Annotated in this window: 14 protein-coding genes; 9 read left to right on the forward strand and 5 right to left on the reverse strand. The window is 72.3% G+C overall.

The features are described from left to right. Positions 1-55: 55 nt before the first annotated feature. Positions 56-697 carry a Clp protease N-terminal domain-containing protein gene (locus tag H5J33_RS08635; RefSeq protein WP_309485362.1) on the reverse strand — a complete coding sequence of 214 codons (642 nt, stop codon included), beginning with the start codon at positions 695-697 and terminating at the stop codon, positions 56-58. Between the two features lie 231 nt (positions 698-928). After that, positions 929-1,546, reverse strand: coding sequence for a PadR family transcriptional regulator (locus tag H5J33_RS08640; protein ID WP_181794293.1), 618 nt, complete (start codon positions 1,544-1,546; stop codon positions 929-931). A 233-nt stretch (positions 1,547-1,779) separates the two neighbouring features. On the opposite strand from H5J33_RS08640, the gene H5J33_RS08645 reads away from it, so the two are divergent. The 3 genes from H5J33_RS08645 (at position 1,780) to H5J33_RS08655 (ending at position 3,985) form a co-directional block, all read left to right on the forward strand. Next, on the forward strand, positions 1,780-2,592 hold the full coding sequence (locus tag H5J33_RS08645; protein WP_181794302.1) for a class I SAM-dependent methyltransferase: 813 nt from the start codon (positions 1,780-1,782) through the stop codon (positions 2,590-2,592). Between the two features lie 85 nt (positions 2,593-2,677). Beyond that, positions 2,678-2,926, forward strand: a complete 249-nt coding sequence (locus H5J33_RS08650) for a hypothetical protein (protein WP_181794304.1) — start codon at positions 2,678-2,680, stop codon at positions 2,924-2,926. A gap of 246 nt (positions 2,927-3,172) precedes the next feature. Further along, positions 3,173-3,985 (forward strand): PhzF family phenazine biosynthesis protein, encoded by an 813-nt coding sequence (locus H5J33_RS08655; RefSeq protein WP_181794294.1) that lies wholly within the window; start codon positions 3,173-3,175, stop codon positions 3,983-3,985. 24 nt (positions 3,986-4,009) lie between these two features. Here H5J33_RS08655 and H5J33_RS08660 read toward each other — a convergent pair whose 3' ends face one another. Continuing rightward, entirely contained in the window at positions 4,010-4,831 is an 822-nt protein-coding gene (locus H5J33_RS08660; protein WP_220212110.1) for a type II CAAX endopeptidase family protein, read from the reverse strand. Between the two features lie 221 nt (positions 4,832-5,052). Beyond that, positions 5,053-6,570, reverse strand: coding sequence for a glutamate--cysteine ligase (locus H5J33_RS08665; protein WP_181794295.1), 1,518 nt, complete (start codon positions 6,568-6,570; stop codon positions 5,053-5,055). A gap of 569 nt (positions 6,571-7,139) precedes the next feature. Between H5J33_RS08665 and H5J33_RS08670 the strand changes: the two genes are divergently transcribed. The 4 genes from H5J33_RS08670 (at position 7,140) to H5J33_RS08685 (ending at position 11,813) form a co-directional block, all read left to right on the forward strand. Beyond that, positions 7,140-7,742, forward strand: coding sequence for a hypothetical protein (locus H5J33_RS08670; RefSeq protein WP_181794296.1), 603 nt, complete (start codon positions 7,140-7,142; stop codon positions 7,740-7,742). A gap of 346 nt (positions 7,743-8,088) precedes the next feature. After that, entirely contained in the window at positions 8,089-8,295 is a 207-nt protein-coding gene (locus tag H5J33_RS08675; protein ID WP_030603474.1) for a DUF5999 family protein, read from the forward strand. A 473-nt stretch (positions 8,296-8,768) separates the two neighbouring features. Then, entirely contained in the window at positions 8,769-9,326 is a 558-nt protein-coding gene (locus H5J33_RS08680) for a hypothetical protein (protein ID WP_181794297.1), read from the forward strand. Between the two features lie 534 nt (positions 9,327-9,860). After that, positions 9,861-11,813: an APC family permease gene (locus H5J33_RS08685; protein ID WP_181794298.1), complete on the forward strand. Its 1,953-nt coding sequence runs from the start codon at positions 9,861-9,863 to the stop codon at positions 11,811-11,813. Positions 11,814-11,913: 100 nt separating this feature from the next. On the opposite strand, the gene H5J33_RS08690 is transcribed toward H5J33_RS08685, so the two are convergent. Next, positions 11,914-12,534, reverse strand: a complete 621-nt coding sequence (locus H5J33_RS08690; RefSeq protein WP_181794299.1) for a DUF1707 domain-containing protein — start codon at positions 12,532-12,534, stop codon at positions 11,914-11,916. Between the two features lie 127 nt (positions 12,535-12,661). Here H5J33_RS08690 and H5J33_RS08695 point away from each other — a divergent pair, with 127 nt between their 5' ends. After that, the gene (locus tag H5J33_RS08695; RefSeq protein WP_181794300.1) at positions 12,662-13,057 is read left to right on the forward strand and encodes a molybdopterin-binding protein; all 396 of its coding nucleotides are present in this window, start codon (positions 12,662-12,664) and stop codon (positions 13,055-13,057) included. A gap of 261 nt (positions 13,058-13,318) precedes the next feature. Next, entirely contained in the window at positions 13,319-14,149 is an 831-nt protein-coding gene (gene modA / locus H5J33_RS08700; RefSeq protein ID WP_181794301.1) for a molybdate ABC transporter substrate-binding protein, read from the forward strand. The last annotated feature ends 15 nt before the right edge of the window (positions 14,150-14,164 follow it).

Consider the following 14,164-nt stretch of genomic DNA (forward strand, 5'->3'; position numbering starts at 1 on the left):
CACCGGCACATGATGACAGGCGCCGACAGGAGCGTCACCCCTGTTGACACCTGTCTCAGCCGGTGGACGGCCCCGGCCGTTCCCCCTCCGCCCGGCAGTCGTCGGCGCGAGTCCCGGTCCCGGCCTCGATCCGTGCGATCAGGTCGTGAGCGGCGATGCCGGCGCGTTCGAGGACCTCCACGGCCCGGGACCCGGGGTCGGCGGCGAGCGCCGCGAGCAGATCGGTACCGGCGACACGGTGGGCGTTCCGGCGCCGGGCGCGGGCGCGGGCGTCGACGAGCACGGCGGCAGCGGCGGGCGACCAGCGGCCGGCGTCCCGGCCCGTGGTGTCGGTGTACCGGCCCGTGGTGCCGGCGGCCGGCTGCCCGGGGCCTGCGGGCGCGGCTACGACGGGGAGCGCGCCGGAGTCCTCGACGCCGGCCCGCCAGCGCAGTCCGTAGCCGATGCTGCGCTGCACGAGGTAGCCGAGGAGCCGGGCGAGCCGCCGCGGTTCGCCCACGGCGGCGCGGGCCTCGGGGTCGTGTTCCAGCAGGGCGTGGAGCAGATGGGCGGTGTCGGTCTGCCGGTCCCCGTCCCGGACGGCCCTCCTGCGGGCACCGGCGACCACCGCCGCCAGCTCCGCGTCGAGCCCGGCGGCGCCGTCCTGGTGCGGAACCGCTTGGTCGGGGGCGGTCCGGTCGGCTGTACGGGGTTGCACATCCCCTACCTCATCAGCCCCAACAGGACGGGACATCCGCGACAGGAACCATTTTCGCGTCCCACGCGGAGTGGACATCACCGGACCGGATTTCATCCTTACGGAGGAGATCCGGCCGATGTGGTCCGACTCCACGCGCGCCGCCTTGCCGTCCTTCCGGCGGAAGCCGACTGGACCATCAGGGAGCCACGGTTCCGCACCGACGAGCCGGGACCGGTCGCCGTACGGGCCTCAGTGCTCGTCGGCGAGGATCAGATACAGCTTCTTGCGGGCGTCGTTGACGACGGCGAGCGCCTTCTCCCGCTGTTCCTTGCTGCCGGTCTTCCAGACCTGGCCGAAGGCCTCCATCAGACCGAAGCCGGCCTGGCGGATCTCACCGAGGGCCTCCCAGTCGACCCCGCGCGAGGCCTCCTCCCAGGGGGCGTCGGGCCCCTCCTCGGCGGCGGTACGTCCGCTCTCGGTGAGCGCGAACAGTTTCTTGCCGCCCTCGCTCCGGCTGGCGATCAGGCCCTCGTCCTCCAGCAGTTGGAGGGTGGGGTACACCGAACCGGGACTGGGCTTCCAGGCGCCGCCGCTGCGTTCGGCGATCTCCTGGATCATCTCGTACCCGTGCATGGGCCGCTCCCTGAGCAGGGCCAGGAGCGAGGCGCGCACATCACCGCGACGCGCCCGCCCCCGCGGACCCCCGCGGCCCCGCGGCCCCCAGGGACCGGCCCCGAACCCGGGTCCACCGGGCCCGAACCCCGGCCCGAACGGCCCGAAGGCCCCCCGCCGCCCCTCGAAACCGCCCACACCCCAGCGCCCGGAACCCTCGTGCCGGTGCCCACGCTCGAATCCATGGCCACGCATCGCGATCACTCCATCCCGTCGATCAGCCACGTACACATCGCGTATCGTTCGCGATGCTTCAACGATATATCGGTAATGGGTCTATGCCAACACCCTCACGACAACCGCTTGGGGCATGGACACGCCCTGCACCCAGCCCGCGGCGGACGGCGGCTACTGGGTCTCCCCCCTTGGTTTCGGCCCTCTAGGCTGGCGCGGTGACTGATGAGCAGCCGCGGGTGCGGCCGTCGGGAGTGTGGGCCACGGCGGTGGGGGTGGCCAGGGTGCGGGCGCTGGAGACCGAGCGGGAGGACGCGCTGTTCCGCGACCCGCTGGCACAGGCCTTCGCCGCCGCCGGCGGCCTGTGGCCCTCCTCGCCGCCGCCCGAGGACGAGGCCGCGCGCCGCCGCCGGCTGGCCGTGTCGTTGTCCATCGTCATCAGGACGAAGTTCCTCGACGACCTGTTGCGGCAGGCCTCCGCCGCCGGGGTGCGGCAGGTCGTGCTGCTCGGCGCCGGCATGGACAGCCGGGCCTTCCGGACGCACTGGCCCGAGGGCACCCGGCTCTTCGAGGTCGACACCGCCGCGCCACTGGACTTCAAGGCCTCGGTACTGCGCCGGGAGCGGGCCGTCGCGCGTTGCGAGCGGATCACCGTCGCGGTGGATCTGCGCGAGGACTGGCCGAGCGCGCTGGCAGCCGCGGGGCACGACCCGGCGTCGCCGACCGTGTGGATCGCCGAAGGACTGCTGATCTACCTGCCCGAGGACGCGGTGGACCTCCTGCTGGCCCGGATCGGCGCGCGGTCGGCGGCAGGCAGCCGGATGGGGCTGACACTGGGCTCGCGCGGCGTGATCGAGCGCTTCGGCGCGGACGCCGGACCGGGATCGGCGGCGTCGATGTGGGTGTCGGAGATGCCCGACGACCCGGTGGGCTGGCTGGCCGGGCACGGCTGGGAGGCCGTCGGCCACACGCTGCGCGAGCGCGCCGCCGCCTACGGCCGCCCGGTCGGCACACCTCCGCAACACGAGGAGGGGCCCGGCGGACTGATCTCGGCGGTCCGCCGGTAGCGCGCCTACGGACGGTGCCACGAACACGACGCGTCCGGGGCGGGACGGGCCGAAGCGGGTGGACACCGTGGACACCCTCGGCTGCGTGGCCCGTCGTCCGGACGTGATCCGGGGAGGCCCCGCCGCCTGGTCGCCGACGGGCGCATGCACCGGCGGGCCGCCGCGCGTCGTCTTCGCCGGCGGCCCGGACCGCTTTGTCCCCGGCGGGTTCCCCATGGGCTCGGGGGACGTGGGACACGTACGGGCGGTGGAGGTGGCGGAGATCGACGGCCGGCCGCTGCCGGCGGCGGTGACGGCCACGACAGCCTTCGCCACCGGCCCCTCGGATTCGTAGGCCCGGTGGCGAAGGCGTGGGCTGTGCCGAGCGCTCAGGGAACGACCCGCACCGACCGGGGGCCGCCCTGACCGGAGTCCGCCCGGCCGGGTGCCAGGACCGCCACGCGGTGGGTGCGCCACGCGCATACGCCGCCCAAGCGGGTATTTCCTCTGGTCCGGCGGGCGGAGCGGACCGGGGAAACCAGTCCGGCCCTCGTGAATTGGCCTTGGTCCCGGGGCCGTCGCGGCCGCTAGCGTCGGCGTCATGCGCATTCGAATCGTGGACGCCTTCGCCGACCGCCCGTTCACCGGCAACCCGGCCGGAGTCCTGCTCCTGGACGACGTCTTCCCGGACGACGACTGGCTCCAGAACGTCGCCATGGAGGTGAACCACGCGGAGACGGCGTTCGCCCACCCGCTGCCCGAAGGCGGTGAGGCGGACTGGGCGCTGCGCTGGTTCACCCCCGTCACCGAGGTCGCGATGTGCGGGCACGCCACCCTCGCCACGGCCCACGTCCTGCACACCACCGGTGCCCACGAGGGGCCGGTGCGGTTCGTCACCCGCAGTGGCGTGCTGATCGCCACGCCCGGCGCGGACGGCTCGCTCACCCTGGACTTCCCGACCGCCCCGCTCACCCCGGCCGAGCTGCCCGCCGGGGTCGCCGAGGCGCTCGGCGCGCGACCGCTCGCCGCCTTCGACACCGGGCCCGGCGTCGGTGACCTGCTGGTGGAACTGGCCGACGAGAAGACCGTCCTCGGGCTCTCCCCCGACCACAAGGCCCTCGGCGGCTACTCCGCGCGCGGCCTCATCGCCACGGCCCGCGCCGAGGATCCCGCCCGCGGCTACGACTACGTCTCGCGCTGCTTCTTCCCCAACGTCGGCATCGACGAGGACCCGGTGACCGGAAGCGCCCACACGGCGCTCGCCCCGTACTGGTCGCCCCGGCTCGGCAGCGACGACCTCACCGGGCTCCAGGCGTCCCGCCGTACCGGACTGGTCCGCACCGGTCTGCGCGGCGCGCGTACGCTGCTCACCGGCCGCGCGGTGACGGTCATCGAGGGGGACCTGCGCGCCTGAGCGGCTCGCCGGGCGGCCGCACGGTCAGGCCGTCGGCAGCCAGCCCACCTTGCCCGCGAGGAGGGCGTAGCCGACGAACGCCCCGATGTCGAGCAGGGAGTGCGCGACGACCAACGGGCCGACGCGCCCCCAGCGGCGGTACAGCCAGACGAACACCACACCCATGGCCATGTTGCCGAGGAAGCCGCCGATGCCCTGGTAGAGGTGGTACGAGCCGCGCAGGACCGCGGCGGCCAGCAGGGCGGCGCCCGGGCCCCAGCCCAACTGGCCCAGTCTGCGCAGGAGATAGCCGACGACGATGACCTCTTCGAGGACCGCGTTCTGCACCGCCGACAGGACCAGCACCGGGTACTTCCACCAGACGTCCGGCAGTGCCTCGGGTACGACGGTGAGGTTGAAGCCGAGGCCCCGGGCGGCCAGGTAGAAGGCGATGCCGGTGCTGCCGATCACGGCCGCGACCCCGGCGCCCCGGGCCAGGTCGGGCCAGGGGCGGGTGCGGTCGAAGCCGAGGGAGCGCAGGCTCGCGCCCTCGCGCAGCAGCAGGTGGGCGACGAGGGCCACGGGGACCAGCGCGGTGGCGATGCCGAAGAGCTGCCAGGCCAGGTCAAGCCAGGGGCGGCCCGGAGCGGCGGAGGCGTTGAGGGTGGCCGCCTGGTCCTTGAGGCCGCCCGGCTTGGTGACCGAGCCGATGAAGCTGATCAGCGCGGACACCCCGCTCGCCCCGAGGGACAGCGCCAGCACGAGCAGCGTCTCGTCCCGCAGCGTCCGCCGCGGGTCGCGTGCCCGCGCCGGGGAATCGGCCACCGTGTCCGCCTCCACCCGCACTCCCGCCTCCAGCCGGCTCATGGGCCCCTGGCCCACCTTCGCCTGGCAAGGATCGCAGAAGCGCACCCGGACCCCACACACCAGCCCGCGCCCGAACACGTCCGAATCCCCGGCGCCGGCCCGCACGAGCGCCGACGGCGGCTCTCAACCGAGCGGCACGACACGGGGCGTCCACACGGCACCCGGCCCGGCCACCGCCTCCCTGCTCCTCTTCCTCTCCTTGTGCGCCCGGCGGGGCGCCCTCACCCCAGCGGTACCGGCTCCGGCAAGCCCACCGGCCACGTGTGGACCGGTTCACCGCCGTGCATCAGCTCGGCGTACCGGCGGGTCGTCGCCGCCAGGGCCGCCTCGCGGGACAGGCCCCGTTCCAGCGCCCGGCGGAAGGTGGCCGCCTGCCAGGACGCCCCGTTGACCCGGCGCCGGCAGCGCTCCTCGATCACGCCCAGGTACAGGTCCCGGTCGGCGGCCTCCACACCCCACGCGTCCAGCCCGGCCGCGGCGAGCGGCAGCAACTCGTCGCGGACCAGCGTCACCGCGTCGACCTCGCCGGTGCCGCCGTAGCGTCCCCGCCGGGGCCAGACGAAGCGCGCGTCGATCCCGTACCGGCAGGCCGCGTCGAAGTTGGCCTCGGCCGCGGCGAACGGCAGCCGCGTCCACACCGGCCGGGGCTCCTCGGCGAGGGCCCGGACCAGGCCGTAGTAGAAGGCCGCGTTGGCGATGACGTCGGTGATGGTCGGACCGGCGGGCAGCACCCGGTTCTCCACGCGCAGATGCGGCAGGCCGTCCGCGATGCCGTACACCGGCCGGTTCCAGCGGTAGATCGTGCCGTTGTGCAGCACGAGTTCGCCGAGCCGGGGCACCCCGCCGGCCTCGATGACCTCCAGCGGCTCCTCGTCGTCGCAGATCGGCAGCAGCGCCGGGAAGTAGCGCAGGTTCTCCTCGAACAGGTCGTACGCCGAGGAGATCCACCGCTCGCCGAACCAGGTCCGCGGCCGTACCCCCTGTGCCTGCAACTCGGGCGGCCGGGTGTCGGTGGACTGCAGGAACAGCGGGGGCCGGGACTCGCGCCACAGCTCGTGCCCGAAGAGGAACGGCGAGTTGGCGCCCACGGCGATCTGCGCGGCGCTCGCCGCCTGGGCCGCGTTCCACACGTCCGCGAACCGGTCCGGGGTGACCTGGAGGTGCAGCTGCACCGAGGTGCACGCGGCCTCGGGCACGATCGACTTGGACGTGCACACGAGGTGTTCCACGCCATCGATGTCGAGCCGGAAGTCCTCGCCGCGCGCGGCGACGATCTGGTCGTTGAGGAGGGTGTAGCGGTCGACCTCGGAGAGGTTGGAGGAGACCAGGTCGTCCCGGTCCAGGGTGGGCAGGATGCCGATCATCACGATGCCCGCGTCCACCTCGCCGGCCTTGCGGTCGGCGTAGGCGAGCGAGGTGCGCAGCTCCTCGGCGAGCCGGTCGAATACCCGCCCGCCCAGCCGGTGGGGCGCGATGTTCACTTCAAGGTTGAACATGGCGAGTTCTGTTTGGAAATCACGGCTCGCGATGCGTTCCAGCACCTGACCGTTCAACATTTTCGGCATACCATCGGGGCCGGCGAGATTCAATTCTATCTCCACCCCCATGAGGTTCTTGGGGCGGTCGAATCGCTTCTCCCGCAACAATCGCTCCAGCCCCGTCAGACACTTCTGGAGCTTTTCGCGATAGCGCTGGCGATCGGACAGGTCGAACTGCCCCGCCACGATCTTTTCCCCCATCGAAGTGTCCCTCCTCGGATGGGCGGGCCGGCGCTCCGGCCGCCGGGCTCCCGGTCAGGGGGGATGATGCCCAGCGGAAGCGATCGATAACGTCTCCTGCCGGCCCGCCGCCCGTTACTCTGTCGGAATGTTCCCGGCGGCACATTCACGAGGCATGCCGCAGGTGCACCCTCGGGTGCCCCGAACGCCTCGTGAAAAACGCCGACGGCATCCGGCCGACCGCTACCGGCGCGTAATGCGAGGTCAGCGGCGACCGGTCGGCCCGGAAATCGGGATGAGTTCGGCATATCGACGACCTAATTCATCCTTGCCTCCGGGAACGAAGTCGGATAGCCGAAACATCGACCGAACAAACGTCGTATAAACTTCGTGCGCACGGCAGAGGTGGCACCCTCGGTCCTGGTTTCCGAGGCGTTACCGCCGTCCCGGTTGACGGGGGGCGGGCCGAGCCGGACTCTCGTTCACACCCGACCCGGGCCCCCACCTCTCCGGCCTTCCGTGAGCAGACAGCGCCGTCCGCCCCACCCCCTCCTCGCGCCGCCGCGCCTGTCGAATGAGAGGCGACCCACATGCCGCTGCACGTACCCCCTGCCCCCGCGCCCGCCCTGCGCTCCGTCCTCACCGCCCTCGGTTCTCCCACCGCGGTCCGTGAGGCGCGCACCCCTTCCCTGCGCGCCGCGCAGGGGCCCGCGACACCCGAACTGCCGTTGCCGGTCCATGTGTGGGACCGCATCTCCGAACAAGGCCTGTCCGCGACCCGGCTGACCGGCTGGCGCTTCCTGATCCGGTGCGGCGACCGCGCGGTGGCCGCAGCCGACACCATGCTCACCCCCGACGGCTGGACCTTCTCGCACTTCTTCGAAGGCCCGTACATCGCCTCCACCGAACGTGCCCTGAAGCAGGCCGACGCGCTCCAACTCCCGTACCAACCCAGGCTGTTGTCCGTGCCCGGGCTGTACATGCTCACCCTGTGGCTGCACGGCGACCACTCCGGCGACGGCACCGAGGGCCATCCGGCCGCCACCGATCTCCTGGTCCCGCTGGCCCCGGCCCCGCCCGGCATTCCGGCCCACCGTCCCTTCCGTGTCGCCGAGTTGCTTCCGGTGCTGACCCGGCGGGTGACTCCGCTCCCGCTGCTCGGCCCGACCGCGCTCGGCTCACCCGCCGCCTGACCGACACCCCGCCTACCCCGCTTCCCGCCCGGGAAGCGGGGTAGGCCGTATCCGGAGCCCGGGTACGGCCGTTTACAGGGCCCGGGTACGGCCCACCCCGGAGCCCGGGTACGGCCGTACCCGGGCAGCCCCGCGGGCCGGACTAGTCCCTTCCGGCCAGGACGAACCACCCGAAGTGACCGTGGGGTTGGGCTGAACCGCCCGCGCGGGTGACGCGTCATGAACCTGTGAGAAGCGGTGGTGGGAAAAGCCTGCGGAACGAGACGCAGGAGAGAACACTGGATACAGACCGACTCTTTCATCACGGGGGACGGACATGATCACAACAGAGCGAAAGATCCCGCCCATGTGCCAGCACCAGCCGCCGTGCCCGCCAGCCGAATCCGCCGACCGGGAGTCCGCCCGCCTTGTGGCGCACCACCCGGAGCAGGGGTGGAGCCTGCTGTGCAACGGCGTCCTGCTCTTCGAGGACACCGGTGAGCTGCTGCCCGACGGCCGCATCATCGCCCCGCACCGCCCGCTCGGTGCGGAGCAGGTGATGACCGCCGCCTGAGCAGGCACAGCATTCCAGGGGCCGGCCGCACGCACCCGCGCGCACCGGCCCCGACGCATGCCGGGGCACTCCTCGTCGCATGACGGGGCCCTCCCCGCGCCAGGTCCCGGCCCGGTCACACCGGGGCCCACACCCAGCCGGACCGGCCACACCCGAACGCGCCGGGTCGGGGCTCGAGCCGGTCCGGGCCCACCCGCACGCGCATCGGGCCACGTCCACGAACCCACCGCATACGGGCTCAGACCGCACATGCCCGCGCCCCACAGACCCCACGGCCACGCCCCAGCCGGACGACCGGCCACACCCGAACGCGCCGGATGGCTCGGGCCGGACCGGCCGCACCCGAACGCACACGACCCATGCCGGGTCGCGCCGCGCCCGGCGATATGGTCCCGTCAAGAACGGCCACGCGGCCGTCAGGGCGCCGTCAACGGGTGACGCTCGGGGCCGCCAGCGGGGCTACCGTTTTTCCCATGGAACACCGCGACGACATCCGCCCCCTGGCGACCGGCCGGCACCCGTCCGGCACCGCGGCCGTGGCGTACGACCGCGACTGGGCCGGGGAGGTACGCGGCGCGGTCCGCTACGCCGCCGCGCTGCTCGGGCTGTTGCTGTGTCTCGACGGGGTGGCCGGCTCGCTGACCTGGTGGCGCGGTGTCCTGTGGTTGCTGACGGCTCTGCTGCTGTTCCTCGTCCTGTTCCCGGCGCGCGTGTCGGCCGGCCAGGGCTGGCTGGCCTCCCGCCGCCTGGGACGCACCCGCCGGGTCCGTACCGATCTGCTGATCGCGGTACGCCCACTGGACGGCGTCAGCCGGCGGCTGGTGCTGCGTGACGCCCTGGGCCGCCGGGTCGAGATCGACCCCGAGGTGCTGGTCCGCAATCCCGACCTGTGGTATCGCCTGGACGAGGGTGCCCGGCGCGCCGAGACGGCCGGCATCCTGCTGACCGGCACGACCGCCCTGCACACCCTCGCCCGCCGCGTGGACCGCGAGACCGCGCTGGGCGTTTTCCGCGCGTCGGGCATGGAGTAGCGGCTCCCGGTCCGGACGACGGCGGCGGCCCCGAGCGCGCCGAAGAACCGGTGCCCCTCGCCCTCGCACGCCACCGGGCCGGGGCCCGCCCCGGAGACAGTGCGTGTGCCCGTGGGCCCAGGTGCCGTACCCGACCGCGCTGTGGCTCTGCCGCTGACGGTGCCGGCCTGGCGGCGCTTCCCGATGACCGGAACGGCACCGGGCGGCCTCCCCCACCCGGCACGCCCCGGCCCACGCCCGTCGGCCGTCCCCTCCAAGCAGCGAGCAGCCGAGCCTCGTACGCCATGACGCTCGGTGGCCGTCGTCCAGCCGCTCCCGGAACCCCGCCACCGGCTCACCCGTCCGGCGCCGGCTCGGTACACCGGTCCCGGCCTCCCCTTCTTCATGCGGACCCGGCGTTCACAGACCATTCTTAACGCAAGCTTGACGCCCTCGGCCCACCGATCCACAGGCCTGGGCGTCACTCTCTGCTTACGCTGGTGCCACCGTCCGGGTGATGGCCGGAAAGAGCCGCCGCACGTCAGGAGCACACCGATGGCCACGACCGAACGCCCTCCCAGTACCGGCCGCCTGCGCGCCTGGATGCTGGAGGGTCTGTCCGACCTGGCCAAGCAGCATCCGGGTCCGCACGCCGAGCCGGAGCCCGCCCACAAGGGCCGGCGCTGGTGGCGGGTGATGTGTCTGACCGGTGTCGACTACTTCTCCACCCTGGGTTACCAGCCCGGCATCGCGGCCCTGGCGGCCGGCCTGCTGTCACCGGTGGCGACCATCGTGCTGGTCGTCGTCACACTGGCCGGCGCCCTGCCGGTCTACCGGCGCGTGGCCGAGGAGAGTCCGCGCGGCGAGGGATCCATCGCGATGCTCGAGCGGCTGCTCTCCTTCTGGAAGGGCAAGCTGTTCGTCCTCACCCTGCTCGGCTTCGCGGCGACCGACTTCCTGATCACCATCACGCTCTCGGCCGCCGACGCCTCCACCCACCTGGTGGAGAACCCGCATCTGACGGACGCCCTGCAGGGCAAGCAGATGCTGATCACCTTGCTGCTGGTGGCACTGCTCGGCGCGGTGTTCCTCAAGGGCTTCCTGGAGGCGATCGGCGTCGCGGTCGTCCTGGTCGGCATCTACCTCGTGCTCAACCTGGTCGTCGTGATCACCGGCCTGTGGCATGTCGTCACCGCCGGACATGTGATCACCGACTGGAGCGGTGCCCTGACCACGGAGCACGGCAACGTCTTCGTGATGATCGGCGTGGCGCTGATCGTCTTCCCGAAACTCGCCCTCGGCCTGTCGGGCTTCGAGACCGGTGTCGCCGTGATGCCGCACGTCCAGGGCGACCCCGGTGACACCGACGAGCGGCCGGCCGGCCGGATCCGGGACACCAAGAAGCTGCTGACCACCGCCGCGCTGGTGATGAGCTGCTTCCTGATCACCACCAGCTTCATCACGACGCTGCTCATCCCGGAGCGGGAGTTCAAGCCGGGCGGCCAGGCCAACGGCCGCGCGCTCGCCTACCTCGCGCACGAGTACCTCGGCAGCGCCTTCGGCACGGTGTACGACGTCTCGACGATCGCCATCCTGTGGTTCGCGGGCGCCTCCGCCATGGCCGGACTGCTCAACCTGATGCCGCGCTATCTGCCCCGCTACGGCATGGCCCCGCACTGGGCCCGGGCGGTGCGCCCGATGGTCATCGTCTTCACCCTGGTCGCCTTCCTGGTGACGTGGATCTTCGACGCCAACGTCGACAAGCAGGGCGGTGCCTACGCCACCGGTGTGCTGGTGCTGATCAGCTCGGCCGCGATCGCGGTGACCATCGCCGCGCGCAAGGCGGGCCAGCGCCACTGGACCTTCGCGTTCGGGGCGATCGCGACGGTGTTCCTCTACACGACCGTGGTGAACGTCATCGAGCGCCCGGACGGTGTGAAGATCGGTGCCTGCTTCATCGTCGGGATCATGCTGATATCGCTGCTGTCCCGGCTGGCCCGCGCCTTCGAGCTGCGCGTGACCCATGTGACGCTCGACCCGCTGGCGGAGCGGTTCATCCGGGACATGGCCCACCGGCGCATCCGGTTCATCGCCAACAAGCCGGGGCGGCGGGACAAGGCCGAGTACCGGGACAAGGCCGAGCAGATCAAGGCCGACAACGACATGCCGGAGCAGGAGGACTTCGTCTTCGTCGAGGTCACGGTCACCGACCCGTCCGAGTTCGAGGCGGGGCTGACCGTGCGCGGCGAGGTGCTGCACGGCCGCTACCGGGTGCTGACGCTGGAGTCCGCCTCCGTCCCGAACGCTCTTGCGGCGCTGCTGCTGCACGTCCGGGACATGACGGGCTGCACCCCGCACATCTACTTCGAGTGGACCGAGGGCACTCCGTTCGCCAACTTCCTCCGTTTCTTCCTCTTCGGCCAGGGCGAGGTCGCCCCGGTCACCCGTGAGGTACTGCGCGAGGCGGAACCGGACCGCGAACGCCGGCCGCGGGTCCACACCGGCTGAGCCGGACATCCGGCCCGCACGGCACGGCCACCACCCTCCTCCGCAGCCGGCGTGCCGGCGTGAAGACGCCTCGGGATGCGTCGAGCAGCGCCGAGACGCGTCACACGCCGGCGCCGCGCGGCCCCGCCCCCTTCGCCCTTCTGCCCAGCCACCGCTTCCGGGGCCGCACCTCCAGCCGCCCGAAGCCGAGCCGGCCGTGTATCTCCACCCGCAGCACGGCCGGTGTCCCCGTGCCGCCGTCCGGCCGCACCTTGGTCTGGCCGTAGTCGATCACCAGGGAGTCGGCGTCCACGACCACGCCGGGCCGGGTGATCAGCCGGAGCGCACCGGCCCGCATGTCCACGTCGATGCGGAGGGTGTCGTACGGGATCACCGCGTCGCTGAAGTCCAGCGTCACGTCTCCCCAGGCCGACTCGATCTCCATCCGGCGCGGCACGGTCCACGCGCCGCTCCGGGTGGCCGCCGCGCCCTGCTGCTCGATGCGGACGACCTCCTTGGCCGGTGCCGGGCCGGCTTCCTCGGGCAGGTCCGCCGTCAGTACGGCCAGATCGCCGAGCGTGCGCGCGGTCAGCGCCGCCTCCACCCGTTCGTCCAGTTCCGCGGGCGTGAGCCGGCCGTCCCCCGCCGCGATCGTCAGCGCCTCCACCACCCGGTCCCGGTCCGCGTGCGAGGCACGCAGGCCGGACGGCTCAACCGCCCCCACCGGTTCGGCCCTCGTCATGCCCACCCCCGATTCCACCGCTTCCGGAGAAGCCCCGACTCCCGAAGTCCACGCTATATCGCGTTATACCCCAGCGCGAGCGGCCCCACACGCATGTTTCCCGGCACCTGGCCCTATCGTGACCGGCATGCAGTCCTACACGATCGGCCAGGCCGCGCGGCTGCTCGGCGTCAGCCCCGACACCGCCCGCCGCTGGGCCGACGCCGGCCGCGTGGCCACCCACCGCGACGAGTCCGGGCGCCGGCTCATCGACGGCAGGGACCTCGCCGCGTTCTCCGTCGAACTCGCCAAGGGTGAGAGCGGTGACGAAGAGACCTCGTACACCTCCGTCCGCAACGCCTTCCCCGGCATCGTCACCGCGATCAAGCTCGGCGACGTCGCCGCCCAGGTGGAGATCCAGGCGGGCCCGCACCGGCTCGTCTCGCTGCTGACCCGGGAAGCCGTGGAGGAGCTGGGTCTGGAGGTCGGCATGGAGGCCACCGCGCGCGTGAAGTCGACGAACGTGCACATCGACCGCGTCTGACCGGTCCGCCGCCACCCGCCACACGCCGCCGCCACGGATACCGGCCTCGACACCGCGGACGCCCACACCAACGTCGCCACCACGGACGCCAAAACCATCACCGCGCGAACGCACATGCAAGCTACAAGCCCCGTACTCCCGGCTCATGCGATGCGACAGGAGACTTCTGCCTCGCAGATGCGGCAGTATCATCGCCGCACGGCCGATCAACGGGCGTGCCAGGGCGCGACCGTTGTCCAAGAACCGAGGAGTCGATCCGTGATGACCCGTTCCGTGCGCCGGACCCGGCGGATGCTGCGACTGGCCGGCGCGGGAGCCGCCGCCGTACTGGCCCTGAGCGCCTGCTCCTCCTCATCCGATTCATCCGACTCGTCCGGCAAGTCCGGCTCCTCGGGCGCGTCGGCCTCCCCGGAACCGTCCGGCACGGTCACCGTGTTCGCCGCCGCCTCCCTGAAGGAGAGCTTCACGGCCCTGGGCAAGGAGTTCGAGCACCGGCACCCCGGGACCAAGGTGCGCTTCGGTTTCAGCGGCAGCGACACCCTCGCGGCGAGCATCACCGGCGGCGCCCCCGCCGACGTCTTCGCCGCCGCCAGCCCCAAGACGATGAAGACCGTGACGGACGCGGGAGAGGCGTCCGGCACCCCGGTCACCTTCGTGCGCAACCAGCTGGAGATCGCCACCCGGCCGGGCAACCCCGAGAAAGTGGCCTCCCTGAAGGACCTCACCAAGTCCGGGCTGAAGGTCGTCCTGTGCGACAAGACCGTGCCCTGCGGCGCGGCCGCGCGAAAGGCCCTGGACGCCGCCGGGATCGAGCTCACCCCGGTCTCCTACGAGCAGGACGTCAAGAGCGCCCTGAACAAGGTGGAGCTGGACGAGGCGGACGCCGCGGTCGTCTACAAGACCGATGTGAAGGCCGCGAAGGGCAAGGTGCAGGGCGTGGAGTTCCCCGAGTCGGCCGGCGCCGTCAACGACTACCCGATCACCGTGCTGAAGAACGGACGGAACGCCGAGACGGCCCGGGCGTTCATCGCCCTCGTGCGGTCCGCCGACGGCCAGAAGGTGCTGGGCGAGGCAGGGTTCCTCAAGCCGTGACCTCGCTCGACAAGC

Origin of the sequence: Streptomyces sp. WELS2, assembly GCF_013870595.1 — a bacterium.
Taxonomy (GTDB): domain Bacteria; phylum Actinomycetota; class Actinomycetes; order Streptomycetales; family Streptomycetaceae; genus Streptomyces.